This is a genomic window from Arthrospira sp. PCC 9901 (assembly GCF_059013425.1).
This window is the reverse complement of sequence record NZ_CP102296.1, coordinates 4,639,304-4,665,667: the sequence shown is the minus strand read 5'-3', so window position 1 is coordinate 4,665,667 and position 26,364 is coordinate 4,639,304. Positions and strand designations below refer to the sequence as shown.

21 protein-coding genes and 2 tRNA genes are annotated in these 26,364 nt (G+C 45.8%); 13 read left to right on the top strand and 10 right to left on the bottom strand.

Features of this window, described 5'->3' with window-relative positions:
• Positions 1–56: 56 nt before the first annotated feature.
• Positions 57–785, bottom strand: coding sequence for a HEPN domain-containing protein (locus NLZ44_RS20640; protein WP_006624000.1), 729 nt, complete (start codon positions 783–785; stop codon positions 57–59).
• The gene (locus NLZ44_RS20635; protein ID WP_493750993.1) at positions 769–1,833 is read right to left on the bottom strand and encodes a ParA family protein; all 1,065 of its coding nucleotides are present in this window, start codon (positions 1,831–1,833) and stop codon (positions 769–771) included. Before NLZ44_RS20635 ends, NLZ44_RS20640 begins: the two co-directional genes overlap by 17 nt.
• A gap of 444 nt (positions 1,834–2,277) precedes the next feature.
• Here NLZ44_RS20635 and NLZ44_RS20630 point away from each other — a divergent pair.
• A tRNA-Glu gene (locus tag NLZ44_RS20630) sits at positions 2,278–2,350 on the top strand.
• A gap of 75 nt (positions 2,351–2,425) precedes the next feature.
• Here the strand turns inward: NLZ44_RS20630 and NLZ44_RS20625 are convergent.
• Together NLZ44_RS20625 and cofH are read right to left on the bottom strand one after the other, a co-directional pair.
• Positions 2,426–4,705: a transglycosylase domain-containing protein gene (locus NLZ44_RS20625; protein ID WP_493750992.1), complete on the bottom strand. Its 2,280-nt coding sequence runs from the start codon at positions 4,703–4,705 to the stop codon at positions 2,426–2,428.
• A 116-nt stretch (positions 4,706–4,821) separates the two neighbouring features.
• The gene (gene cofH / locus NLZ44_RS20620; RefSeq protein WP_493750991.1) at positions 4,822–5,958 is read right to left on the bottom strand and encodes a 7,8-didemethyl-8-hydroxy-5-deazariboflavin synthase subunit CofH; all 1,137 of its coding nucleotides are present in this window, start codon (positions 5,956–5,958) and stop codon (positions 4,822–4,824) included.
• Between the two features lie 77 nt (positions 5,959–6,035).
• Between cofH and NLZ44_RS20615 the strand changes: the two genes are divergently transcribed.
• From NLZ44_RS20615 to NLZ44_RS20595, 5 genes are all read left to right on the top strand, one after another.
• A complete protein-coding gene (locus NLZ44_RS20615; RefSeq protein WP_493750990.1) occupies positions 6,036–7,403 on the top strand; it encodes a tetratricopeptide repeat protein in 1,368 nt (455 codons plus the stop codon).
• 829 nt (positions 7,404–8,232) lie between these two features.
• The gene (gene folK / locus NLZ44_RS20610; protein ID WP_493750989.1) at positions 8,233–8,727 is read left to right on the top strand and encodes a 2-amino-4-hydroxy-6-hydroxymethyldihydropteridine diphosphokinase; all 495 of its coding nucleotides are present in this window, start codon (positions 8,233–8,235) and stop codon (positions 8,725–8,727) included.
• A complete protein-coding gene (locus NLZ44_RS20605; protein ID WP_006669340.1) occupies positions 8,727–9,272 on the top strand; it encodes an NUDIX hydrolase in 546 nt (181 codons plus the stop codon). Before folK ends, NLZ44_RS20605 begins: the two co-directional genes overlap by 1 nt.
• 12 nt (positions 9,273–9,284) lie before the next feature.
• The gene (locus NLZ44_RS20600; protein ID WP_493750988.1) at positions 9,285–10,709 is read left to right on the top strand and encodes an FAD-binding domain-containing protein; all 1,425 of its coding nucleotides are present in this window, start codon (positions 9,285–9,287) and stop codon (positions 10,707–10,709) included.
• Between the two features lie 58 nt (positions 10,710–10,767).
• Positions 10,768–10,851, top strand: a tRNA-Leu gene (locus NLZ44_RS20595).
• Between the two features lie 223 nt (positions 10,852–11,074).
• On the opposite strand, the gene NLZ44_RS20590 is transcribed toward NLZ44_RS20595, so the two are convergent.
• The 4 genes from NLZ44_RS20590 to NLZ44_RS20575 form a co-directional block, all read right to left on the bottom strand.
• Positions 11,075–12,928 carry a bifunctional serine/threonine-protein kinase/formylglycine-generating enzyme family protein gene (locus NLZ44_RS20590; RefSeq protein ID WP_493750987.1) on the bottom strand — a complete coding sequence of 618 codons (1,854 nt, stop codon included), beginning with the start codon at positions 12,926–12,928 and terminating at the stop codon, positions 11,075–11,077.
• A 286-nt stretch (positions 12,929–13,214) separates the two neighbouring features.
• Entirely contained in the window at positions 13,215–15,077 is a 1,863-nt protein-coding gene (locus tag NLZ44_RS20585; protein ID WP_493750986.1) for a bifunctional serine/threonine-protein kinase/formylglycine-generating enzyme family protein, read from the bottom strand.
• 126 nt (positions 15,078–15,203) lie between these two features.
• A complete protein-coding gene (locus tag NLZ44_RS20580) occupies positions 15,204–17,045 on the bottom strand; it encodes a bifunctional serine/threonine-protein kinase/formylglycine-generating enzyme family protein (protein WP_493750985.1) in 1,842 nt (613 codons plus the stop codon).
• Positions 17,046–17,127: 82 nt separating this feature from the next.
• Entirely contained in the window at positions 17,128–17,262 is a 135-nt protein-coding gene (locus tag NLZ44_RS20575) for a hypothetical protein (RefSeq protein WP_008050898.1), read from the bottom strand.
• Between the two features lie 206 nt (positions 17,263–17,468).
• On the opposite strand from NLZ44_RS20575, the gene NLZ44_RS20570 reads away from it, so the two are divergent.
• On the top strand, positions 17,469–18,371 hold the full coding sequence (locus NLZ44_RS20570) for a calcium-binding protein (RefSeq protein ID WP_493750984.1): 903 nt from the start codon (positions 17,469–17,471) through the stop codon (positions 18,369–18,371).
• Between the two features lie 23 nt (positions 18,372–18,394).
• On the opposite strand, the gene rlmN is transcribed toward NLZ44_RS20570, so the two are convergent.
• Positions 18,395–19,435 (bottom strand): dual-specificity RNA methyltransferase RlmN, encoded by a 1,041-nt coding sequence (rlmN, locus tag NLZ44_RS20565; RefSeq protein WP_493750983.1) that lies wholly within the window; start codon positions 19,433–19,435, stop codon positions 18,395–18,397.
• Between the two features lie 24 nt (positions 19,436–19,459).
• Positions 19,460–19,858: a hypothetical protein gene (locus NLZ44_RS20560; protein ID WP_493750982.1), complete on the bottom strand. Its 399-nt coding sequence runs from the start codon at positions 19,856–19,858 to the stop codon at positions 19,460–19,462.
• A gap of 294 nt (positions 19,859–20,152) precedes the next feature.
• Between NLZ44_RS20560 and hslO the strand changes: the two genes are divergently transcribed.
• The 6 genes from hslO (at position 20,153) to NLZ44_RS20530 (ending at position 26,287) form a co-directional block, all read left to right on the top strand.
• Positions 20,153–21,082 carry an Hsp33 family molecular chaperone HslO gene (gene hslO / locus NLZ44_RS20555; protein ID WP_493750981.1) on the top strand — a complete coding sequence of 310 codons (930 nt, stop codon included), beginning with the start codon at positions 20,153–20,155 and terminating at the stop codon, positions 21,080–21,082.
• Between the two features lie 265 nt (positions 21,083–21,347).
• Positions 21,348–23,567, top strand: coding sequence for an AAA family ATPase (locus NLZ44_RS20550; RefSeq protein ID WP_493750980.1), 2,220 nt, complete (start codon positions 21,348–21,350; stop codon positions 23,565–23,567).
• Between the two features lie 71 nt (positions 23,568–23,638).
• Complete coding sequence (locus tag NLZ44_RS20545; RefSeq protein ID WP_493750979.1) at positions 23,639–24,157, top strand: pentapeptide repeat-containing protein; 519 nt, start codon at positions 23,639–23,641, stop codon at positions 24,155–24,157.
• Between the two features lie 209 nt (positions 24,158–24,366).
• The gene (locus NLZ44_RS20540; RefSeq protein WP_493750978.1) at positions 24,367–25,617 is read left to right on the top strand and encodes an ABC transporter permease; all 1,251 of its coding nucleotides are present in this window, start codon (positions 24,367–24,369) and stop codon (positions 25,615–25,617) included.
• Between the two features lie 219 nt (positions 25,618–25,836).
• Positions 25,837–26,067, top strand: coding sequence for a type II toxin-antitoxin system HicB family antitoxin (locus NLZ44_RS20535; RefSeq protein WP_006625585.1), 231 nt, complete (start codon positions 25,837–25,839; stop codon positions 26,065–26,067).
• Positions 26,060–26,287 carry a type II toxin-antitoxin system HicA family toxin gene (locus NLZ44_RS20530; RefSeq protein ID WP_493750977.1) on the top strand — a complete coding sequence of 76 codons (228 nt, stop codon included), beginning with the start codon at positions 26,060–26,062 and terminating at the stop codon, positions 26,285–26,287. Before NLZ44_RS20535 ends, NLZ44_RS20530 begins: the two co-directional genes overlap by 8 nt.
• Positions 26,288–26,364 lie beyond the last annotated feature (77 nt).

The following is a 26,364-nucleotide window of genomic DNA, read 5'->3' as shown; positions in this document are numbered from 1 at the left end:
AAAAGCTCCGCCTATTATACCATAAATGGAGGATAATAGCAAGTAATCATAATCAATTATGTTAAGACTTGGTGTATAGTTTCTACAAGTTGTTCAAGAAAATCAACGCAGTCGCTAACTAGACGGTCATCAATAGGCCATCTGTTTCCGATGCCAAAAGAAGGGTCTATATCAGCTTGATGAGCAATTTTATTTCTGCGATCGACTATTGCACTAAGTTGTTGTTTGATATCTTGTGCTGATTTCCCCATTTGCTGCGCTACCTCATCCCACAATTTTTGCTCATAAATAAGACGAATAGCATCGGCTATTTTATCTGGTTTTTGAAAACTCTTATATCCCAGGTTTTCTCGGAGTTCATCATTGAGTAATGAAGTCTGATTGAGTTTATTTTGAATCGCGCTTGATATCAGCGGAAGCAAATCTGATACACTGGGAGATTCTGGCAGAAATGACCCGGCTTGGCTTAACTGAATTTCTGTTTCTAACCAAGATTCAATATTCATCAGCATTAATCTGTCATTGGTAGTGTTACCTAATGACACTTGAAAACGTGAAAAGGCGGCAGTTTGAGGACGTTCACCTTTATAAATTTCTAACATTCCCAGGGTGACAACTTCATGGATATAGTAATCTAACGCACTTACGGCTAAAACCAGGGATGCTCGTAAAATATCAGATAAATCTAAAGCCGGGGTCGATTGAGATTTAATATAGTTATGAACATCAATTAAATCCCTAACACGAGCAATACTGACCCGAAATTGGTCAAGCGCTAATTGCATAACTCTGAGAAGTTAATCCGATAATTTTATCTGCTAGGTCGGCAAATACCTGATAAAATTCTTGCTGTTTTTTCTGATTGTTTTGGTAAACTTTGCCAGCTTGTTTTAATTGCTCACGAGTTAAAGCATAAATCGGAGTTTGATGCTGTTGAGACAGAGCAATCAGACTATTAAAGTTAGAAATCTTAGTTAAAGTAAAAGTTTCGCTAATACCTTGCTCAAGATAACTGGGAGTAGGTAACATTAAACCAGATTGTCTGAACACAGGAACCAATTTATCCTTAACATCTGCCTCGATTCTATCAATCCATTTTTGAAAAGCTACAGTTTCCCTACCGTGAATAATGCGATAATTCTGAATAATAGTTCCCAGAAACCGAAGTTTAAAATCAGGAAATGGATATATTGCCTCTTTTAAAATCGGTAAGGAACTGGCTTTTTTCGCCCATAATGACCATTTTGGCAAAATTTTACTCAAGGATTCAATCGCCATCACGGAGAAGAAATCAGCGGTAGTAGGAATGATAAAAAAGTCGCTGGTCATCAACAAATTTTGATTAATTGAATTTAAGCTAGGACTCATGTCAATTAAAATATAATCCGCATTAAACCGCGCGGCAGTTTTGTTAAACAAGTCAGTAATAGACCCGGGTAAATTTTGGAGTGTTTGAATCGAACTACTTAACTCTTGAGCAATACCTAGGGTAACTTCATACTCAGCAAATCCTACATTACCCGGAAGTAAAAATAAGCCTTCTTGACCTGATAAAGGAACACAATTTACGGCGGCAATGGGTTTGGGTTGACCTTCAAAAGCTGGCGCGAGTCCGGTTTTAATGTTGGAATGTGTATTGTAGATAGCTTCGATTCTCCCTTGGTCATCTTCGGTATCTTCACCTAAAGCCATACCAGTTAAATTACATTGTGGGTCAGCATCTACAATAATCACTTTTTTGCCTTTTGCTGCTAACATCCAACCTAAGTTAAATGTAGTGGTGGTTTTACTGACTCCGCCTTTGTGATTAAATAGGGCGATTTTCTGAACCATGATATTTACCCTGTTTTGAACTCCCCAATAATTATGGCTAATTATAGCAAATAATCATTGCCCCAACTGTCAATAATAATCTCTATGGAGGTTTGAGACTCAGTTCAGATGCTGTCTGATGTTGCTGTATCAATTCTGAGGTGATGGTGAACAGGTGAGAGTGGTTGGGGTCTCTGTGGATATGGGGAGACTCATGGCTAAATTTTATGGGTCATGTTAGGATGGAGCCAGAGGCGCGGCGGTGGCGGTTATGGTTCTAGGGGCGGCCGCGAAATCTATGGAGCCGTAAAAGGCTGAAACGCTTACCCAGAGGCAGATGAAGCCCCAACCAGAAAATTTTTTAAAAAAAATAGGCAAAAGGGTTGACATAAGTTGAAAGATTCGCTAAGTTAATAAAGGTGAGAGCGACACAAGCTCGAAACGAAAAGGCGAAACAAAACACAAGCCCCCATCGTCTAGAGGCCTAGGACACCTCCCTTTCACGGAGGCGACAGGGATTCGAATTCCCTTGGGGGTACTCAAAAGTTAAGATTAGGGTAGAGATTGCGAGAGTGGTCTCTACCCTTGTCTCTTTGGTGATAGTTGGCTAACCTCAAGGGAGGATCTGGCGCATATAATTGCCCCATAATTGGGCTGCATTAGCGCTACTGCCAAAAGTAGGGGAATTGTCGTCATTACCGAGCCAAATGCCTGTGGTGAGTCTCTGACTGGGTATGTAGCCAATAAACCAGAGGTCAACATTGGAGTTAGTGGTGCCAGTTTTTCCGGCTTCCCCTAAACCCAAACTAGCATCCTGACCTGTACCCCAACGAATTACCCCTTGTAGCATGGAGGTCATGGTTTCTGTGACGAGGGGAGAAAGGACCTGGGGGACTCTGGGATTTTCCCGATCATAGGCATAAATGACCCGACAGCTATTAATATCGATGGGGTCGGTGCAATCACTGCTATCTAAAATACGTCTAATGGCGTGGGGATGGTGAGCCAAACCTCGATTACCGATGACATTAAAAGCGCCTGTCATCTCTAATAGGGTAACTTCACTTTGACCCAAAACCAAACCGGGAACGGGATTTAAATCGGAGCGAATGCCTAGCCGTCGTGCCATATCGACGACGGAATTTAAGCCGACTTCCTGGGCGACTCGTAGGGCGGTGACATTTTCAGATAAAGCCATGCCGCGATACATATCGACAGACCCACTACTACGATCGCATCCTCGAAAAGTTTGCCCTTGCCAAGTCAGAGGTTCACAGGAATAGGTTCTACCTGGGGGGATACCCCTATCTAAGGCGGCGGCATAAGGAAACAGCTTAAAGGTAGATCCGGGCTGTCGTAGGGCTTGAGTCACGCGGTTAAATTGACTATCCCCATAACTGAGTCCTCCGACCATAGCCATGACAGCGCCATTGCTGGAGTCGAGAGTTACTATTCCCCCCTGAGAAAAGCCAGCGCCCGCCCCGACAGTAGCTAGATGTTGTTGCAGAGACCTCTCAGCGACGGCTTGCATTTGAGGATCTAAAGAGGTTTCGACAATAAAGTTACCCTCTCGCGCCAATTGACGGCCGAGAAGTTTCTCGATTTCGGTAAATACATAATCATAAAAGTAGGGTGCAATGGTACTTTCGAGAATTTCCCGCGCCTGGGGGTTAATTTCAATACGCGATCGCCGCGCCCGATCTGCCTCTTCCGAGTTAATCATTCCCAGGGCTTGCATTCTCGCCAAAACGCGATCGCGATACTGAACAGCTAACTCATAATTTTGAATAGGATTAAAACTATTGGGGGCGGGCAGAATCCCGGCGAGGGTGGCGGATTCCGACAGGGTTAAATTAGCGGCGGATTTGCCAAAATAGAACTGAGCGGCATTTTCAAAACCATAGAGGTCTAAGCCTAAATATACTCGGTTTAAATAGGTAAGTAACAGGGTATCTTTGCCGTAAAAAGTCTCTAATTTTAGGGCAACGATCGCCTCTCTAGCCTTGCGCCCGGTGGAATCTTCTGTGCCGACATACTCCCTAAATAAAGTCCGGGCTAACTGCTGGGAGATGGTACTACCACCTTCTCGAATTTCACCCCCTTGTAAATTGGTGACAAAAGCCCTTAAAATCCCGATGGGGTCAATACCCAAATGCCAATAAAAACGGCTATCTTCTGAGGCGATAACGGCATTGGGTAGGTAAGGCGAAAAATCGGATAAAGCCTCCAATTCCAGTTGTAAATTATTGTTAGTGGGACCCCGCAGCGGCTGACGATCGCGGGAATAAACGACGACGGGACCATTGATAGAGCGAGGGAGAGGTCGCACTGTAAAATATTGCCACTGCCACAAGACGACCAAGGCAACTAAAGCACTAATACCACAGAAGGCATAAAGACCAGAGCGCAGTAACCGCAAATACACGCTAGGGGGATCTACATACTGAACCCTAACACCATTAGCAAGTTCTGGGGGACCCAAGGTAATGACATCCCCATGACGCAGGGGAAAAACCTCAAGCCGCCGCCGTCCCTTATAGATCCCATTGGTTGAATTTTCGTCTTGGATCAAAAATTGTCGAGAGGGATGTTCTCCAAAAATGGTTTTATGTGGTGGTTGTCGTAGTAAACACAGATGCACTTGACTAACGACCGGATTGCGAACCACGATATCACTAGATCGCGAAGAACGACCAATGATATAGCGATCGCCCAATAGCGGATAAACATCAGCCTTATCCGCATCGGCATTTTGCACCCAAAGTTCAGGAACCCTACTATTAGGCCTTAGCACCAGCCGGGAGAAGTTGACTCTGGCGTGAAGGGTCTGCACAACCTGGGTGATGGCACTTATAACTGTATTTGACTTCGGGTCCGGCTTTTTAGATGACATATTTGGCGACATTTCGCATATAGCCGTTATTTGAGACTCAGTGGCGGTAACCGACTCGGAAAATTATACACCTACTTGTCCTAGTCCGTCGAGTAGTGATTCACGGTTGGGGCAAATCAATGGATAATCCTATAGAGGGTATCACGCTGGAGGGGTTTTCGTTGAACGGAGGCGATCGCCTCTTTCAGGTCTTCTACGGTCCTACAGGTTCCTCCCTTCGCCCCTGCCATAGTGGTGATATGTTCTTCCATTAGGGTGCCGCCGATATCATTACAGCCCCATTTTAGGGCTTCTGTGGCACCGGATAAACCCAATTTTACCCAACTAGGTTGATGGTTAATAATCCAGTTACCGAGGAAAATACGGGCTACAGCCATTAATCTGAGGCTATCAGCTAAAATTGGTTGGTCTCTTCCTACTCGGCGGCGTAAGGGGGGAGGTGCTTGTTCCCCGACAAAAGGCAGAGCAATAAATTCGGTAATTCGGGCGGGATAATTGCGATCAATGGCTTTTTGTTGTAGCGATCGCAATTTGTGCAAGTGGTCGATCTGCTGTTGGGGGGTTTCAATGTGACCACATAATATGGTGCTAGTGGTGGGAACTCCTAGACTGTGGGCGGTTTCTACAATTTCCAACCAGGTGGCTGTATTAATTTTTTCTGGACAGATGATCTGGCGAATGCGATCGTCTAATACTTCGGCGGCTGTTCCTGGCATAGAACCGACTCCCGCATCCCGCAGTGAACCTATGACTACATCATAACTGAGGCGATCGCCACGGGCAATAAATTGCACTTCCTGGGGGGAAAAAGCATGAAGGTGTAAATTGGGAAACTCGTTTTTGATGGTTTTCACCAACTGGAGATAGTAGGGTAAAAACTGACCGTTAATCTGAGCCTGGGGATTTAATCCTCCCTGCATACAAATTTCAGTCGCCCCCCTTTCCACAGCATCTTGGGCTTTTTCGAGAATTTGCTCAAAACCCAACCAAAAGGCTCCGGCTTCCCCTTCATCACGCCGGAAAGCGCAAAAATTGCAATGCTGTTCACAAATGTTGGTAAAATTCAGATTGCGATTAATTACATAGGTTACAGCATCTCCACAATCACGCGATCGCCACTTGTCTGCCACCTCTCGCAGACGTTCGGTAACTTTCGGGTGATTTGCTTCCAGTAGGGTTAATCCTTGCTCTGGGGATAAATCAGCCCCTTCTGAGGCGTAATCTAAAATAGCATCAACGGTTTGAGTTAACATACAATCTAATCAATAGTCTCCCAAGTTAAATCGGTCAGCATATTTACCCAAGTTCTTTAGTTAATTGGATGACAGCAATGATATTACAATCTGCTTTATCTATTCGAGTTCCCAGACCACAACTGCTCTGGTTTTCCCCCAAATTGGGGAATGTACCGATGGTGATGCTTATGGGTGCAACTATGTTCCTGTTCACGATCGCACCTATTCTAGCTCAGGAAGAACCCGCACCGGAATCGTCCCCCACTTCCGAAATCGATCGCCCCTCTGTTGATCATAATCAATTACACAATCAGGGAATTGAACAATTCCATAAAGGGGAACATCGCGAAGCCCTAGACAGCCTAGAACAGGCATTGCAAATTCGCCGCCAACAAGGCGATCGCCTGGCTGTAGCAGAAACACTCAATGCTATTGGTGAAGTTTACAGCAATTTTAACGAAAGCGATCGCGCTTTACCAGCTATTCAAGAAGCCCTAGAAATTTATCGCCAACAAAACCCCCAAGCCGCCTCGGAAACAGATCTCGTCCAAAAGGGTCAAGCCCGCAGTCTCAATCTCCTCGGTTTTGTTCGCCGCCAACAGGGTGAATTTTCCGAAGCCCTCCAACACCACCAAGAAGCCCTCAGATTAGCTCAAAGTGCAGGCGATCGTAGTGAAATGGGGGAATCCTTACATAATATCGCGGCTGTCTATGCTAGTCAAGCTCAACCTACCCAAGCCCTCGACTATTATGAACAAGCCAGGGCTATCCGTCAAGAGGTGGGAGATTTACGGGATCTTTCTCGCACCCTGAACAATTTAGGCGCACTTTATTTTAGCATAGGACAAGTAGAAAAAGCCCTAGAAATTTATCAACAAGCCCTAGCTTTTCGCCGCCAAATAGGAGACCAAGCGGGGGTAGGGCGGTTATTAAGTAATATGGGTTATATATACCGCGAAAATGGAGATGATTTCCAATCCTTAGTACATTTTCAGCAAGCGGCTCAACTCTTGGAACGCATCAGAGATAACGCTGGGGCGGCTCGTATCTTGAATTTAATGGGGATGATCTATGAAAATTTAGACCAGGTTCCCCAAGCGATCGAAACCTATCAGCAGGCTGCTAATTTGGCTAAGGAAGCTAATGATTTGGGTCTAGCGGGGACGGCACTTAGCCAGATAGGTCGCCTTTATAACAGTCAGGAAATGTGGGAAAAAGCCCTGGAAATTTACCAGCAAGCCCTAGAAATTTACCAACAGTCAGACCAGCAGCCAGAGATTAGTCAAATCCTCAATAATATAGGTTCCATTCATGAGAACTTGGGGAACTATTCCCAGGCGCTAGAAACTTTAAAAAGTGCGTTATCTATCATCCAAGAAGCTGGAGACCCAGAAGCTGCACAGGCGACTCTCAACACGATTCAATCCCTGGAAGAAAAGTTAACGGAAAATGAAAATGAATAATTAATAATTAATAATTAATAATTAATAATTAATAATTAATAATTAATAATTGTAGGGGCGCGCCTCCGCAGTTAGTCAGAGGAATGAGCGACGCGCTTAATAAACCCGCCCCACCCCACCGGGGAATTAATAAACCCGCCCCACCGGGGAATTAATAATTAATAATGAATAATTAATAATTGTAGGGGCGCGCCTCCGCAGTTAGCTATAGGAATGAGGGAAGCGCTTAATAAACCCGCCCCACCCCACCGGGTAATTAATAATTAATAATTAATAATTAATAATTATTAATTAATAATTGTAGGGGCGGGTTCCGCAGTTAGTCATAGCAATGAGGGAAGCGCTTAATAAACCCGCCCCACCCCACCGGGGAATTAATAAACCCGCCCCACCGGGGAATTAATAATTAATAATTAATAATGAATAATTAATAATTGTAGGGGCGGGTTCCGCAGTTAGTCATAGCAATGAGGGAAGCGCTTAATAAACCCGCCCCACCCCACCGGGGAATTAATAAACCCGCCCCACCGGGGAATTAATTGTTAATTGTTAATAATGAATAATTGTAGGGGCGCGCCTCCGCAGTTAGCTATAGGAATGAGGGAAGCGCTTAATAAACCCGCCCCACCCCACCGGGGAATTAATAAACCCGCCCCACCGGGGAATTAATAATTAATAATTAATAATGAATAATTGTAGGGGCGCGCCTCCGCAGTTAGTCAGAGGAATGAGGGAAGCGCTTAATAAACCCGCCCCACCCCACCGGGGAATTAATAAACCCACCCCACCGGGGAATTAATTGTTAATTGTTAATTGTTAATTGTTAATTATGGTTGATGGCAATGTCGCAATAGGTTTGGGTAGTAATTTGGGGTTGTCTGGTCAAACAGTAGAAACCGCCCTAGAATTACTGGAAGGCTATGAGGGAATTAGGGTGAAAAAACGATCGCATTGGTATCGGACAATTCCTGTGGGACCCCCTCAGCCGGATTATATCAATGGGTGTGCTATTCTGGAGGTGACTGTCTCCCCTCAGTCCCTCTTGGAAACTCTGCTAGAAATTGAGAAGACATTGGGGCGGGTGCGTGGGGAAAGATGGGGACCGAGAACCCTAGATCTTGATTTATTGCTGTTCGATGATTTAATCTTGAATACACCTACCCTAGAAATACCACACCCGAGAATGCGCGATCGCGCTTTTGTGTTAGTCCCCCTAGCGGAAATAGCCCCGGAGTGGATAGATCCTATCAGTAAAAAGGCGATCGCCCAATTGCTGGAAACTATCGATCAGTCAGGAGTCCAAAAACTAACTTTAACTAACTAATGAAACTAGGTTCAGAACCCCCCGAAATTCTCGCACAACAACTCTTTTATCGAGGTCGGAAATTTAACTTTGATGTCCACCGCCTTCGCCTTCCTAATGGGGCGATCGGTCAGTGGGAATGTGTTAGACACCCCGGAGGTGCTTTGGTAATTCCCGTTACCCCAGAAGGTAAATTGGTATTGGTCAGACAATATCGATTTGCAGTGGAAGGGCGGACTTTGGAATTTCCAGCCGGGACGGTAGAAGTTAACGAAGACCCCGCCGAAACCGTCCGGCGCGAAATTGAAGAAGAAACAGGCTACCGCGCTCATAAGTGGCGTAAACTAGGGCAATTTGTCCTCGCGCCGGGTTATTCTGATGAAATTATTTACGCCTTTCTCGCCGAAGATCTCGAAAAACTAGAAACTCCCCCCGCACAAGATGAAGATGAGGATATAGACACGGTTTTGATGACTCCCCAAGAGTTGGAAAAGGCGATTTGGGAGGGGGAACCTGTGGATGCTAAATCTATCGCTAGTTTTATGTTGGCTAAACCGTTTCTATAACTCTGTGTGTTTATGTCGGATTTAATCTTATTTTGGCATCGTCGAGATCTGCGGATTTCCGATAACTGGGGACTGGCGGCGGCGCGTCGGGTGACTTCTCAGGTGGTGGGGGTCTTCTGTCTTGACCCGGAAATTTTGAGCGGTGATGATATCGCCCTGGTCCGTGTGGCTTATATGATCGGCTGTCTCCAATGTTTACAACGCGACTACCAACGGGGGGGGAGTCAATTACTGATTATTCAGGATAACCCGGCTCAAGGTCTGCGAAAATTGGCGGTGGCTTTGGGGGCGATCGCTGTTTATTGGAATCAAGACGTTGAACCCCTCGCCAGACAACGCGATCGCTCTGTAGAAGAGTCTCTCACAGAGGTGGGGATTAAAGTTGAGACTTTCTGGGATCAGGTTTTGCATTCCCCAGAAGCCATTTTTACCGGGTCTAAGGAACCCTATAAGGTTTATACTCCCTATTGGCGCAAATGGATTCAGCAGTCGAAACCAGAACCCTGTGATACCCTAAAATCTAGGGGGCTGACAGAGGCTCAGGAAAAGGCGGCTCTGGAGGCGGGAGCGATCGCTTTACCCACCGCTAAGGATTTGGGATTTATCTGGTCGGAACCTTTTATCCTAGAACCCGGAGAAACGGCCGCGAGCGATCGCTTGCAACTCTTCTGCGATCAAGCCATTTATGAGTATGACGAAGGGCGGAATTTCCCCGCTATTGATGGCACTTCTCTGTTGAGTCCGGCTTTGAGATTTGGGGCGATCGGTATCCGTACCTTATGGCAAAAAACCCAAGAAATTATGGCTTTAACTCGCAGTGACGAAGCCCGCCACCATATTCAAACTTGGCAGCAGGAAATCGCTTGGCGGGAGTTTTATCAACAGGCTTTATATCACTTCCCCGCCTTAGCCACGGGAGCATTTCGTCAGCCTTTTGACCGTTTTCCTTGGTCAGATAATCAAGAACATTTCCAGGCGTGGTGTCAAGGACGCACCGGATATCCTATTGTTGATGCCGCTATGCGTCAACTCAATGAAACCGGATGGATGCACAACCGTTGTCGCATGATTGTCGCCAGTTTTTTGACCAAGGATTTAATCATCAATTGGCAATGGGGAGAAAAGTATTTTATGCAAAGACTTATTGATGGGGATTTAGCCTCAAATAATGGTGGGTGGCAGTGGAGTTCCTCCAGTGGGATGGACCCTAAGCCTTTGCGGATTTTTAACCCCGCTTCCCAAGCTCAAAAATATGACCCGGAAGCTGAATATATCCGCCAGTGGTTGCCAGAATTGCGGAATTTGGACACCGCCCACCTCGTGACTGGCAAAATTTCCAGTAGCGATCGACAAGCCTGTGGCTACCCACAGCCCATTGTAGACCACAATCGACAACAAAAATTGTTTAAGTCGATTTATTCCCAATTAAAGGCTTGACAAATTCCCCCAACTATGGCAGGATATTAAATTGTGCCAAACAAATACACCCACTCATGCGGAACTGGCGGAATTGGTAGACGCGCTAGATTCAGGTTCTAGTGTTCGCAAGGACTTCCGGGTTCAAGTCCCGGGTTCCGCATTTGGAAGGAAATGGGCTGGGGAAAGTTGGGCTGATATATGCCACTGTTAACCGTGTTGGCATTTGCACTCGTTTTACACTCACTCCCAATAATGCGATCGCTTTTGAGTGCATCAGTGTGATGGTAGAATGGGGGCTCAAGTTCCGGGTTCCGCATTGGGAAACAAACCCCGTTGGGCTGGGGGAAGTTGGGTTGCGCTGCGCTTCACCCAACCTACTAAAGCTAAGAGTCGGGGGCACAGGCTACCCGAAAACCGTAGTTGCTGTTGAGGTTGCCCGGGTCGAGCCTGTTGCGGTAGGCACAACGGCAGTTTACTGGATAGTAGTCCCACGAACCGCAGCGCAGCACTCGTTTTTCTTTGCTTACCAAAAACTTGACTAAATATTCAATAGGATTTTGATAACGATTATCGTTCCCAACATCCCACACACCACCATCCGAAGGCGCACCATTGTAGCTGTCGTGCCAGGGGTCAGCGCACCATTCCCAAACATTTCCGTGGATATCATACAAGCCAAAGGCGTTGGCGTGTTGAAACTGACCGACGGGGGTGGTTTGTTGGCGGCAGGCTCCCTTGAGTCCTGAGCTATAGGTGTAGTTGCCATTGTAGTTGGCGAGGTCGGTGGTCAGGGTATCACCGACGTGAAAGGGGCTAGTAGTTCCGGCGCGGGCTGCATATTCCCACTCCGCTTCACTGGGTAATCGGTAGGGTTTGCCAATTCTTTTCGAGAGGCGGGCGCACCACTCGATTACATCATACCATGAAACTTTTTCAACCGGAAGATTTAATCCTTTAAAATATGAGGGGTCTAGGCTCAAGTCCCGTTGGAGTTTGGGGAAACTAGCCACTTGTCGCCATTGTGCTTGGGTAACCGGATATTTCCCCATGAGGAAGGGTTTAATGGTGACTCGGTGTTGGGGTCTTTCATCATCAGAACTTCCAGCTTCACCACTCGGCGCACCCATAATAAAGGTTCCCCCCGGAATTAGCACCATCTCCAGGGTTACACCATTTCCCAGGTCTTCGATAATACATTCAGCCTGACCGCGACGGCAGTTAATTTCTTGTCCATTTGAATTTACCGTAACGATGTCAAATTTAAACTTCTGGATTACCGGTTGAAAAGTTTTATTGGGAGTCTGTTTAACAGTCGGTGGGATGACGGTTTGAGGAGTTGTTGGGTTGGTCGGTTTCCCATAATATCGCTGTAAATCTGCCCATACTTCGGCTACAGATTGATAGCGTTTTTTAAAGACTGTCTCAACCAAACGCTCTAAGATTTTGCCTAATTTATCACTCACCTGATTGCCATTTAAATAGTCACGCCACACCCATTCGGCTTCTAAGGAGTCATATAAATCGAACGGACTCACTTGGGTTAGCAGATATAAACAAGTCACCCCTAAACTATATAAATCACTCCCATATTGAGGTTTTCCCATAGCCTGTTCCGGGGCGCAATATTCCGCCGAACCGATAACCGTTCCCGTGACGCTAAGAGATGTGCGCCGCACCTGTTTAGCCGCCCCAAAATCCACTAGGACTAACTTGTTATCACTGGCGCGTCTAATGATGTTTTCGGGTTTAATATCCCGGTGAATTACTTGATTTTGGTGGACGAAATCCAAAACTGGCAATAAATCCTTGAGCAGCGAAATGATTTGATTTTCGGTAAAAGCGCCTTGATTATCTAACTCCTGTTCTAGGGTTTCCCCTTCGATAAACTCCTGAATTAAATATTGACGGTTATCAGCCGTAAAATAAGCCAAAAGTTCCGGGATTTGGGAATGTTTGCCGAGGAGTTCTAAACGTTGGGCTTCTTGGTCGAATAATTGGGCGGCTTTTTCTAGGGTAGCGGTTCCTTGCGCCTGGGGAAGGAATTGCTTAATCACGCAGGGAGGTTTAGAAGGTTTGAAGTCATCCACTGCCAGAAATGTGCGTCCGAACCCACCTTGTCCGAGGATGCTTTTAGCATAGTAGCGTTCTGCCAGTCGGAGTTGACTGCCACATTTTTGGCAAAACTGGGAACCGTCGGGGTTGATGTGGAGGCAGTCTGGGTTGAGACACTGGCTCATAATCAGGATGGTTATTGATACCTGATTCTACATTACCATAAATGCCGAAAATTAACCCGCTTTTTCACAGACACCTGATTTATCACGGCTGGCTGGGAAGTTGGGTTTCGCTGCGCTTCACCCAACCTACATCGTTGTTGTTTACACAAGGGCAATTTAAATTTAACATTTCTTTACACACAAATCCATATTTATGGTGTAAAATTGGGGAAATATAAAAAAAGCTCGCTGCGATCGCTCAAAAGGGTAAATGGCTAACAGGGTAAAGGGCAAAAAAACAAAAGCGCTAAGGGCTAAGAGTCGGGGGGGCACAGGCTACCCGAAAACCGCTGTTGTCGTAGAGGAGGTCCGGGTCGAACCAGTTGCGGTAGGCACAACGGCAGTATTCTGGATAGTCGTACCACGAACCGCCGCGCAGCACACGTCTTTCTTGGCTTCCCAAAAACTTGACTAAATATTCAATAGGTTTTTGATAACGATTATCGTTCCCAACATCCCACACACCACCATCCGAAGGCGCACCATTGTAGCTGTTGTGCCAGGGGTCAGCGCACCATTCCCAAACATTTCCGTGGATATCATACAAGCCAAAGGCGTTGGCGTGTTGAAACTGACCGACGGGGGTGGTTTGTTGGCGGTAGGCTCCCTTGAGTCCTGAGCTATAGGTGTAGTTGCCATTGTAGTTGGCGAGGTCGCTGGTCAGGGTATCACCGACGTGAAAGGGGCTAGTGGTTCCGGCGCGGGCTGCATATTCCCACTCGGCTTCACTGGGTAATCGGTAGGGTTTGCCGATTCTCTTCGAGAGGCGGGCGCACCACTCGATTACATCATACCATGAAACTCTTTCAACGGGAAGATTTAATCCTTTAAATCTTGAGGGGTCTAGGCTCAGGTCCCGTTGGAGTTTGGGGAAACTAGCCACTTGTCGCCATTGTGCTTGGGTAACCGGATATTTCCCCATGAGGAAGGGTTTAATGGTGACTCGGTGTTGGGGTCTTTCATCATCAGAACTTCCAGCTTCACCACTCGGCGCACCCATAATAAAGGTTCCCCCCGGAATTAGCACCATCTCCAGAATCAAACCATTTCCCAGGTCTTCGATAATACATTCAGCCTGACCGGGACGGCGGTTAATTTCTTGTCCCTTTGAATTTACCGTAACGATGTCAAATTCAAACTTCTGGGTTGCCGCTGGGGGAGTTGTATTGGTAATCTTTTTAACAGTCTTGGGAATGATGTTTTTAGGATTCTTTATGATAATCTGTTTCCCATAATATCGCTGTAAATCTGCCCACACTTCGGCTACAGATTGATAGCGTTTTTTAAAGACTGTCTCAACCAAACGCTCTAAGATTTTGCCTAATTTATCACTCACCTGATTGCCATTTAAATGCTCCCGCCACACCCATTTTGATTCTAAGGGGTCATATAAATCTGACGGACTGGCTTGGGTTAGCAGGTATAAACAAGTCACCCCTAAACTATATAAATCACTCCCATATTGAGGTTTTCCCATAGCTTGTTCCGGGGCGCAATATGCCGCCGAACCGATAACCGTTCCCGTGACGCTAAGAGATGTGCTATGCACCTGTTTAGCCGCTCCAAAATCCACTAGGACTAACTTGTTATCACTGGCTCGTCTAATGATGTTTTCGGGTTTAATATCCCGGTGAATCACTTGATGTTTGTGGACAAAATACAAAACTTTCAATAAATCCTTGAGCAGCGAAATGATTTGATTCTCGGTAAAAATTCCTTGATTGTCTAACTGCTGTTGTAGGGTGTCTCCTTCGATAAATTCCTGAACTAAATATTGACGGTTATCAGCGGTAAAATAAGCCAAAAGTTCCGGGATTTGGGAATGTTTGCCGAGGAGTTCTAAACGTTGGGCTTCTTGGTCGAATAATTGGGCGGCTTTTTCTAGGGTAGCGGTTCCTTGCGCCTGGGGAAGGAATTGTTTAATCACACAGGGAGGTTTAGAAGGTTTGAAGTCATCCACCGCCAGAAATGTGCGTCCGAACCCGCCTTGTCCGAGGATGCTTTTAGCATAGTAGCGTTCTACCAGTCGGAGTTTACTGCCACATTTTTGGCAAAACTGGCAACCTTCGGGGTTGATGTGGAGGCAGTCTGGGTTGAGACATTGGCTCATAATCAGGATGGTTATTGATACCTGATTCTACATTACCATAAATGCGGAAAATTAACCGGCTTTTTCACAGAAACCCGGTGGCTCACGGCTGGGGAAGTTGGGTTGCGCTGCGCTTTACCCAACCTACTAAAGCGCTACCCGAAAACCGACGTTGCTGAGGAGGTTGACCGGGATGTCCCCGTCGCGGTAGGCACAACGGCAGTGAGCGGGAATGTAGTACCACGAACCGCCGCGCAGCACTCGGCTTTCTGTTTTTCCCAAAAAGTTGACTAGGTATTCTACTAGGTTTTGATAACGATTATCATTGCCATAATCCCACACACCACCATCCGAAGGCGCACCATTGTAGCTGTCGTGCCAGGGGTCAGCGCACCATTCCCAAACATTTCCGTGGATATCATACAAGCCAAAGGCGTTGGCGTGTTGAAACTGACCGACGGGGGTGGTTTGTTGGCGGTAGGCTCCCTTGAGTCCTGAGCTATAGGTGTAGTTGCCATTGTAGTTGGCGAGGTCGCTGGTCAGGGTATCACCGACGTGAAAGGGGCTAGTAGTTCCGGCGCGGGCTGCATATTCCCACTCCGCTTCACTGGGTAATCGGTAGGGTTTGCCAATTCTTTTCGAGAGGCGGGCGCACCACTCGATTATATCATACCATGAAACCGATTCAACGGGAAGATTTAATCCGGCAAATTTGGAGGGGTTATAGTTGAGGTCTCGTTGGAGTTTGGGGAAACTAGCCACTTGTCGCCATTGTGCTTGGGTAACCGGATATTTCCCCATGAGGAAGGGTTTAATGGTGACTCGGTGTTGGGGTCTTTCAGCATTATAACTTCCCGCTTCACCACTCGGCGCACCCATAATAAAGGTTCCCCCAGGAATTTTTACCATCTCCAGAGTCACCCCATTTCCCAGGTCTTCGATAATACATTCAGCCTGACCGCGACGGCGGTTAATTTCTTGTCCCTTTGAATTGACCGTAAGGATGTCAAATTTAAACTTCTGGATTACCGGTTGAAAAGTTTTATTGGGAGTCTGTTTAACAGTCGGTGGGATGACGGTTTGAGGAGTTGTTGGGTTGGTCGGTTTCCCATAATATCGCTGTAAATCTGCCCATACTTCGGCTACAGATTGATAGCGTTTTTTAAAGACTGTCTCAACCAAACGCTCTAAGATTTTGCCTAATTTATCACTCACCTGATTGCCATTTAAATAGTCACGCCACACCCATTCGGCTTCTAAGGAGTCATATAAATCGAACGGACTCACTTGGGTTAGCAGATATAAACAAGTCACCCCTAAACTATATAAATCACTCCCATATTGAGGTTTTCCCATAGCCTGTTCCGGGGCGCAATATTCCGCCGAACCGATAACCGTTCCCGTGACGCTAAGAGATGTGCGCCGCACCTGTTTAGCCGCCCCAAAATCCACTAGGACTAACTTGTTATCACTGGCTCGTCTAATGATGTTTTCCGGTTTAATATCCCGGTGAATCACTTTATGTTTGTGGACAAAATACAAAACTTTCAATAAATCCTTGAGCAGGGAACTGATTTGATTTTCGCTAAAAGTCCCTTGATTATCTAACTCTTGTTGTAGGGTGTCTCCTTTGATAAATTCCTGAATTAAATATTGACGGCTATCAGCGGTAAAATAAGCCAAAAGTTCCGGGATTTGCGGATGTTTGCCGAGGAGTTCTAAACGTTGGGCTTCTTGGTCGAATAATTGGGCGGCTTTTTGCAGGGTAGCGGTTCCTTGCGCCTGGGGAAGGAATTGTTTAATCACGCAGGGAGGTTTAGAAGGTTTGAAGTCATCCACTGCCAGAAATGTGCGTCCGAACCCGCCTTGTCCGAGGATGCTTTTAGCATAGTAGCGTTCTGCCAGTCGGAGTTTACTGCCACATTTTTGGCAAAACTGGGAACCTTCGGGGTTGATGTGGAGGCAGTCTGGGTTGAGACACTGGCTCATAATCAGGATGGTTATTGATACCTGATTGTACGTTACCATAAATGCGGAAAATTAACCGGCTTTTTCACAGACACCTGATTTATCACGGCTGGCTGGGAAGTTGGGTTTCGCTGCGCTTCACCCAACCTACAATGGTACACTGGGGAAGTTGGGTTTCGCTGCGCTTCACCCAACCTACAATGGTACACTGGGGAAGTTGGGTTTCGCTGCGCTTCACCCAACCTACAATGGGGAAGTTGGGTTTCGCTGCGCTTCACCTCACCTACATACTCGCCTAACCTACATACCTCGGAAAGTTGGGTTTCGCTGCGCTTCACCCAACCTACATATTCACACAACCTACAATGGGAATGGACAATTGACGACTAATTGGCGATAATCTAGTGGTGAACATTAATCCTCTGCTGGGAAAAAGGCTTTGTTATGCTTACCCTTGAAACTTTATTTGATGAAGGGTTTTATTTGGCACAAAATCAGGACGTTCAAGATGCGATCGCTAACGGGGTTTTTCAGACCGCCTTTGAGCATTTTTCTCGCTATGGACAATTTGAAGGACGAACACCTAACCCGATTTTTGATGGGGAATTTTATCTGGCACAAAATCCCGATATTCAGTCGGAAGTAGAGGCGGGAATTACCACTGCAGCGGCTCATTTTGTTAATATTGGACAAACGGACAACCTCAGCCCTAATCCCTTTTTTGACCCGGTTTTTTATCTACAACAAAATCCTTCAGTCGCTCAGGGAGTAGCTAACGGGGAATTTACGGCATTTGAGCATTTTTTCAAAATCGGACAATTTCAGGGGTTGGACCCTAGCGAGTCCTTTGATACGGAGTTTTATCGCGATCGCAATTTTGATGCTGTTCAGGGTATAGAAGAAGAGATAATTGGCAGCCTTTTTGAGCATTTTTTTCGGTTTGGTTCGCCGTTGGGGAGGTTGGGCGCACCCCCACAGTTCGGCGATGACCTCAGTAATGCGATCGCTTTAGATACTCTCTTGGGAAGTCGGACTATAGTTAACTCGGTTACGGATGATAACCCGGTCAATATTTATGAATTTATCATTCCCAATAATGGCAGTGAGTTTAGCCTATTTCTGCACGGTTTAAAAGCGGATGCTAATGTGGATTTAATCCAAGATTTTCATCAAAATCAAGCGGTTCAACCTGATGATATTATCGCCTCTTCAAATAACCCGGCTTTGGCTACAGAATCTATTGAGATTGACCTATTGCGACGGGGAACCTACTTTGTGCGGGTTTCTCAGTTTCAAGGGGAAACTATTTATGCCTTGGAATTGTCAGCCATTCCCCTGGATATTTGAACCCCATGGCTAACTGATAATTGTTAATTATTAATTGTCTGGGAAGCCCGCAGTTGACCGCAGGCGGCATCAGCATCTAAACCGCGAGAATAGCGAACGCTGACTGCTACCCGTCGCTGTTCCAATTCCTTGACAAAATCCTGTATTTGTGAGGGACTAGGGCGCTGATAATCCACCTCATTAATGGGGTTATAGGGAATCAGATTAACATGACTTTGAAAGCCCCGCATAAGGCTGGCTAATTCCGTGGCGTGGGTGGGTAAATCATTAACTCCAGATAACATCACATACTCAAAACTTACCCGCCGCCCGGTCAATTTCACATAATCTCGACATTCAGAGATGAGGGATTCTAGGGGATAGGTTTTGGCGCTGGGAATCAGTTGTTCTCGGAGAGTTTGATTAGAAGCGTGTAAACTAACAGCCAGGGTAATTTGTAGCTGATATTCGGCTAATTGGCGGATGCGGTTGGGAATGCCTACGGTGGAAAGAGTAATCATTCGCTGTCCGATACCAATATCTCTATTTAAGCAGGTAATAGCAGCGATCGCATTTTGAGTATTAAGTAAAGGTTCCCCCATACCCATAAAGACAATATGGCTGACACGGCGTTGGAAGTCTTCCTGAACCGTGAGAACTTGATCTACAATTTCATGGGTTTCCAAGTTACGGAAAAACCCCCCCTTTCCGGTCGCGCAAAAATCGCAAGCCATGGGACACCCCACCTGAGAAGAAACACAAACCGTTAAGCGGTCATGGGTAGGAATGCCGACAGTTTCAATAATTTGACCATCGGATAATTTCAGCAAATACTTAATCGTGCCATCACTAGCAACCGCGCGATAATGAATAGTTGAACGACCAACGGGTATGGTGGCTAATTGCGATCGCCACTGTTTCGGAAACACAGTTATTTCCTCAAGGGATTTAGCCCCTTTCTGATAAATCCACTGATATAATTGCTTTCCCCGATAAGCTGGTTGTCCCTGTTGCTGAACCCAATCAGTAAGTTCAGGTAAAGATGTCCCCAGTAAAGGTTTAAAAGCTGGTTCAACTGCGATCATAAATAGCTACCCTGTGCTTAAAAATTAATCCGCTGATTGTGGCTTTTTAGTTAACAGAAATTCCCGTAACTGACTGAGATTAACCGTTTGTCCTAAATTGAGAGGTAACACAGAAACACCTTCTAAGCGAGACTGTACCCAACCCTCTCCCCAATACCATTCATGAAAGCCATCAATCCCCCCACTGAGGAGAAACCGCAAACAGTTAGACTCAGCCACATCAACATAATGTTTAATTGTCACCGGACCCAGTGAACTGGTGAACTTGAGACCCACATTAAACTGTTGGGGGAGTCCTGATGAAAATTGCACAGGCCACAACCACTGTTGAACGTGGTGGGGATACAACAGACTTTCGCGAATAGTCGCCTCGGAGGCATCTACCTCAATCCTTAGACTGCTTTTTTGAAAACTACCCAGCATAAGTCACCATGATCAAACCAGTTAGCGATCGCACTTATCGGATCACAAACGACTCCCCATTATAGCAGTTCTAGTAGGGTGCGTCAGAACCCGAAAATGGCAATCATCACCGCCAATCTACCCAACTGACGCACCTCACACCTGGTAGCTTGTCGGGTGCATAATCATGAGTAAACCCGCCTCGCCCTTCCGGCTATCAGGGAACAGGGACAGGCAGGAACTAAATGGATAATGGATTATGGATAATTGTAAGTTGTAAATTGTAAATTGTCAATCATCAACTTTCCGAAAACTATGGCTGATCAACTGATACGTGCTACAGCCGCCGACGGCGGTATTCGCGCTGTGGGGGTAATTACCACTCGTCTAACCGAGGAAGCGAGAAAACGGCATAAACTATCCTATGTAGCCACAGCAGCCCTAGGACGGACAATGGCAGGGGGTCTGTTGCTGGTTTCTAATATGAAGCGTCCCGAGTCACGGATAAATATTCAAATTCAAGGGGACGGACCTTTAGGAGGTATTGTAGTCGATGCGGGGCTCGATGGCACTGTGCGGGGTTATGTTGGCAACCCAGAAATCGAGTTAGCGCCTAATGCTTGTGATAAACTAGACGTAGGCGGCGCAGTGGGTAAAAATGGTTATGTTTATGTAGTGCGGGATGTTGGCTATGGTTATCCTTACTCCAGTACAGTGCAACTGGTGTCAGGAGAAATCGGCGACGACCTGACTCATTATCTGGTATCATCAGAACAAACCCCATCAGCCTTAGTGTTAGGGGTATTTGTGGATAAAGAAGGGGTACAGGCTGCTGGAGGGCTGTTATTGCAGATCCTCCCCAAAGCCGCCACTGATTTAGCACTGATAGAGTTATTAGAATCGAGAATTGGTGCTTTATCTGGTTTTACCCCTCTGTTGCGCGCCAGTCAAACTCTCCCCCATATTTTTGAGCAATTGCTAGGAGATTTGGGGTTAAATGTTCTGCCGGAAACCCAATTGCTACAGTTTCATTGTGGCTGTTCTTTTGAACGGGTTTTAGGTGGTCTCAAGATGTTTGGACAAGCTGAACTGCGAGATATGATTCAAAAGGATAGCGGCGCAGAGGCTAAATGTGAATTTTGTGGCCAGACTTATCAGGCCACTACGGAAGATCTGCATGAGTTGATCCGAGACTTGAACCAGGATCACGATCAGTTGTCCGAAAAGATTGGCAGGGTTTTATAGAAAACTTCCCTAGGGGATTAGAAGCGAAGGCTAAAATACAACCTGTTCAGAAATCATCTGATCACCTCTCAAAGTCCCTCTCCGTCTCTGGGAGAGGGATTAGGGTGAGGGTAATGTATTAAGCGACTGGTGAACAAGCTGTAATTCCCTAGGTGGGGTGATTGCGATCGCTTTCCTAACAGTGCTATAAGAATCAAGCAGCACCTTACTTTTTCCCCGTGGATAGTTGGTAGGGGGTGAATGCAGCGTGAGGATGGCTTAACCTATGATTGACAGGAAACCGAAACAAAACCGTTGGCTGGAATTGCGTTCCCCAAAAGTGGCGACACCACCAGCGATATCTGACAGAGTAGGGTCGCCACCAAAATTGGTGCGGGGAAGTTCTGAACAAATACAGCCTGAACGTAAAAGCCGTAAAGAACGGTTAAAAGAACTGCGGATGCTGTTAGAATCGGAAACGATCAAAAGGCAACCCTCACCACCGCCAGAACCGGAAATCAAGCCAGAACCTACTGTATCATCAACTTTGGTGACAGTGGTTCCCCCAACTGTTGAACCGGAAACGCCTTCACCAAAGAGAAATAACCCCATTATGGCATCTCTACCCTTGTTGGGGTTGCTGTTGGTGTTGGCGACTCCCCCAGGGGTGGCTTATGTGGCTAGTACGTTACTGTTGCGATCGCCTGCTTTACCTAACTGTCCTAAGATTTTTTGGCCACTGGCTTCGGCATCTCTGCGTCTGTACTGCGCTGAAATGGCTGCCAGTAAAAACACTTTAGATGATTTCCTCCTAGCCTTTGAGTTGGTGAGTGTCCTGCCAGAAGACCATCCCCTCCGCCCGGAAATTAACCGCCACATTGACCAATGGTCGATGGGTATTATGAATTTGGCAGAGTCTCAGTTTCAAGCCGGAGAATTATCTGAGGCAATTCGGATAGCGAAAAAGATTCCCCCGCAAACTTCCGCATCAGCTAGTGTAGAACAGCAGATTAAACAGTGGCAAGAAATTTGGAAAAAGGCTGAGGGTATTTACGGCAAGGTTGAAGATTTGATGCGCCGAGAAGAGTTGAATTTGGCATTTAGGGAAGCTACCCAGTTATTGAATGTGGGGAATAATTACTGGGAAACGGTGCGATATCAGAAATTAACGGATTTGCTACAGATAGCCAGGGAAGATAGTCGGAAATTGGCAGAAGCCCGAAGTTTGGGGAATCAAGGGGGGGTTAATAACCTATTACTGGCAATTAAAAAGCTAGAGGAAATTTCTGATCAGAGCTATTTGCAAGAGCCGGCGAAAAAAGAAGTTTCGGCTTTGAGTAAGTCGATTATGACTATAGCGGAAGATATCCTGAATCAGGGTCAATGGCAAGAAGCGATCGCTACGGTGAATAAAATTCCCAGCAGTGCTAACCTGACGGAGGAGGTTAAGGATTTTATCGTTTTAGCCCGCGCCCATGTTCCGGCGCTGCTGGATACCCCAGAAGGACTCACAGATGCGATCGCTCAAGCGGGTACTATTGAACGTAATCGGCCGTTATACTGGAAGGCACAACAATATATTCGGGGCTGGCAGCAGGAAATTGCTGATCTGACAATTCTCAATGAGGCGGAAAGATTAGCCCGTAGCCAAACTATACCGGATTTAAGGGCGGCGATCGCTAAATTACAACTAATCCCGGTTTCTCATTCCCGTGGTAGTGAAGCCCGGAAAAATATTAGCCAATGGAATCGGAAAATTGAGGAAATCGAAGATAGACCATTATTGGATATGGCGGAACAGTTGGCGAGTTTTGGGGATGTTGATTCTCTCAAGGCGGCGGTAGAAAGGGCTTCTCAAATTGGTCGCGGTCGGGCATTATATGATGAGGCTCAAGAACAGATTAAAGAGTGGCGTGTCAGAAGTGAGCGCCTAGAGTTTCAACCGGTTCTCGACCGCGCTCAAGAATTAGCCGCCCAGGGTGATTTTGCTAATGCTATTGCTGTGGCTGAACAAATTAGACCCGGTTTATTGATGTACGAAAAAGCCAGGGCTGATATTAACCAATGGCGATCGCAATTGCAGGATATCCAGAATTTACAAAATGCCGAAACTTCTGCCATTCCTGGCACTATAGATGGGTTAATTCGTGGCATTCAATTAGCCGACCGAGTTTCTCCTTCTAGTTCGTGGCGTTGGCGTGCAGATCAGCTCATTAATGATTGGAGTCAAACCTTATTTACTCGCGGATTAGATCAGGCGATTTATGATATACCTGGGGCTATAGAAACCCTAAAAATGATTCCCCCAGGTAGTACCGTTTATAATTCCGCTCAAGCTCAAATTTCCGATTGGCAATCTTGGTTAAACCCACCGACTCCGGTTCCCAATCAACAGCCTACTCCGCCTAGGTCAGTATCTCCCAATATTGAATTTGAGCAGCCACCCGATCTAAACAAACCAATTAGATGGGATAACTCCATTGATGACCCTCAACCACGCCTTTAAAAAATTCGCCCAAAAATTAACCACAATTGGGGTTGATTGACCTTATAATTGGGAGCAAAAGAACTACAGGCATGACTTACTGGGACAAACCATTACCCCATAAAATCCTAACCCCCGCCGAACTACTCCAGCTTTATGCTAGTGGTAAACGAGGGTTCATCGGCGTAGACCTACAAGAGGTAAACCTCGAAGGAGCCAATTTAAAAGAATTACTCCTCTGGCAGGCTAACCTCAAATCCATTAATCTCCGTCGCGCTAATCTTAGCAACACCCATCTATTTGCTAACCTCTGTAAAGCTAATTTGTCCGACACCGATTTAAGCAATGCTAAACTACTTTATTCTGACCTGAGAGAAGCCAACTTGACCAGAGCTAAATTGTTCAAAACCAATCTCAAAGGGGCAGATTTACGCGGCGCAAATTTAAGCTACGCTAAACTAGCATACGCTGACTTAACCGAAGCAGATTTACGCGGCGCAAACTTCTATAATTCCGTTCTATTTTCAGTCACCATAAATCGCGCTCATATTGAAGATGTTGATTGGAGTAAAACTACTTTAGTTAAAACCAATCTCCGGGATGCACTATAATTCAATTAGCTTCTGTCTCTGTCTCCCCCCAAGGAAGTGAGTCAGTTACATGAGTCACCGCTCACCATAGACCTCATAACTTTCTCGTCCCCACTCAAGACTGGTACATCAGCTAACTCAGAAAACCGATATTTAACCCATATTCAACGGAATTGTCGTTGATATCTCTGTAAAGCTAAAATACCAGTTATAGTAGTTACTCAATAATTATGGCTTCCATTGCTCGCAAAAACCTCATCGAAGATATTCCCCGCTTCCTAGCGGCTCAGGCTGGGATTATGTTTGCGGTGAGTTTAGTTACCATTCAAAATGGTATTCTTAACGGGTTTGTGCAATCCTCATCCCTGCTTATTGATAAATCTAGCGCCGATATTTGGATTACCTCCGAAGACATGGTGCATCTCAATCTCACCATGCCACTAGCCCTAGAACAACTTACCAAAGCCCAAAACGTTCCCGGGGTAGAACTAGCAGAACCTCTAATTTTTCAAAGTGCGCGTTGGCGCGATCCGACTGGTCAAATTCAAGCTATTAATTTAGTCGGTTCTAACCCTGACGGGAAACTGTTTGCTCCCTGGAATATTATTGAGGGAGATTTGGAATATCTCAAACAACCATATCGGGTAATAGTAGATGAGAGTAATTTAAACTCCCTACAGGTTAGCGGCGTGGGAGATACGGTTACTATTTCTGGCTTAGAAGCCAAGATTGTCGGATTAACTCAAGGGACTCAACCCATTGTTAATAGTATTTTCGTCTTTGCTTCCCTGAAAAATGCTAACGCCTATGTTAGCGTACCTCTACAAACTCAGACCCGATGCACTTTTGAGAATGGCAATCTTAACTGTGTTAATGTTTTTGATGATTCTGGCGATCGCCAAACCCAAACGGATATTTCTCCTGAACCTAGACCCCTAACATTAACCGACCCCATTACTTATATTTTAGTGAAAGCTAAACCCAATCAAGACTTACAGGAACTACAAGCGGCATTAGAAGCTACTCTCCCCAATACACGCGCTTATACCAGAGAAGAAATCGCCGAAAAAATCCAAGAATACTGGCAAAAACGCACCGGAGTGGGTTTCGTTTTGAGTTTAGGGGCTGTGGTCGGAATTTTGGTCGGTATGATTGTGGTAGCTCAAATTCTTTATGCTTCCGTCGCTGACCATATCAAAGAATTTGGTACTCTCAAGGCTATGGGCGCTCCCGATCGCCTGCTTTATTCTGTGATTTTAGAACAGGCTTTTTGGATGGCTGTTCTCGGCTATATCCCCGGAATGGCTCTCTGTTTAGGTGTCGCTAGTTGGGCTTCTGCTACCCAAGGTATTTTGATTTTGATTACCCCGGCTTCTGCTGTAGGGGTGTTTTTCTTAACTTTAGTAATGTGTGGCGGTTCAGCTTTCTTTGCTATCCAAAAAGTCACTCGCGTAGACCCTGCGATCGTCTTTAAGGCTTGAAAATTTCTATATAAAAAGGTTGACAGATACAAGAAAATTATGCTATTTTGGTAAGAAACCGGGTTTCTCAATATCAAGTAGCGATCGCATTCCCGGTGACTCAAAGAAACCCGGTTTTTAGTTAGGCGATCGCATTGTGGGAAGAAGAAGGCGATCGCTCCAAGATTTGTTAAACTATAGGTATAATTATAATTAATGTTCCCGGTTGATTCACGGCTAATGCAAAAAACTCGACAGTTAACTGCAATTATTGAGAGAGAAGGCGACGGATATTTTTCTTTGTGTCCCGAACTCGATCTGGCGAGTCAAGGTGACACGGTGGAAGAAGCGCGATCGAATTTAATGGAAGCGATCGAACTTTTTTTGGAGATGGCTGATGCTTCGGAAATTGAACGTCGTTTCAATAATAATGAGGTTTTCGTTGAGTCGATGGAGATTACAGTTGGGTAAGTTGAGGGTTTTATCGGCGAAGGAAGTGTGCAGAATTTTAGAAGAACAGGGTTTCGTCGAGTTAAGGGTGCGTGGCAGTCATATTATCATGCAACGGCGGGAAGCCGAATCAACAATAACCATTCCCGTTCCCAATTATAAAGAATTAAAAATTGGAACTTTGCGATCGATTATTCGACAGTCCGGTTTGTCTCGTTCTTTATTTGAGATTGATGAATGAACCGGACGTTATATAAGAAGCCTGGTTGATAAATTGTGCGATCGCTTTTTCGAGAAACCAGAAACCGGGTGTATCTA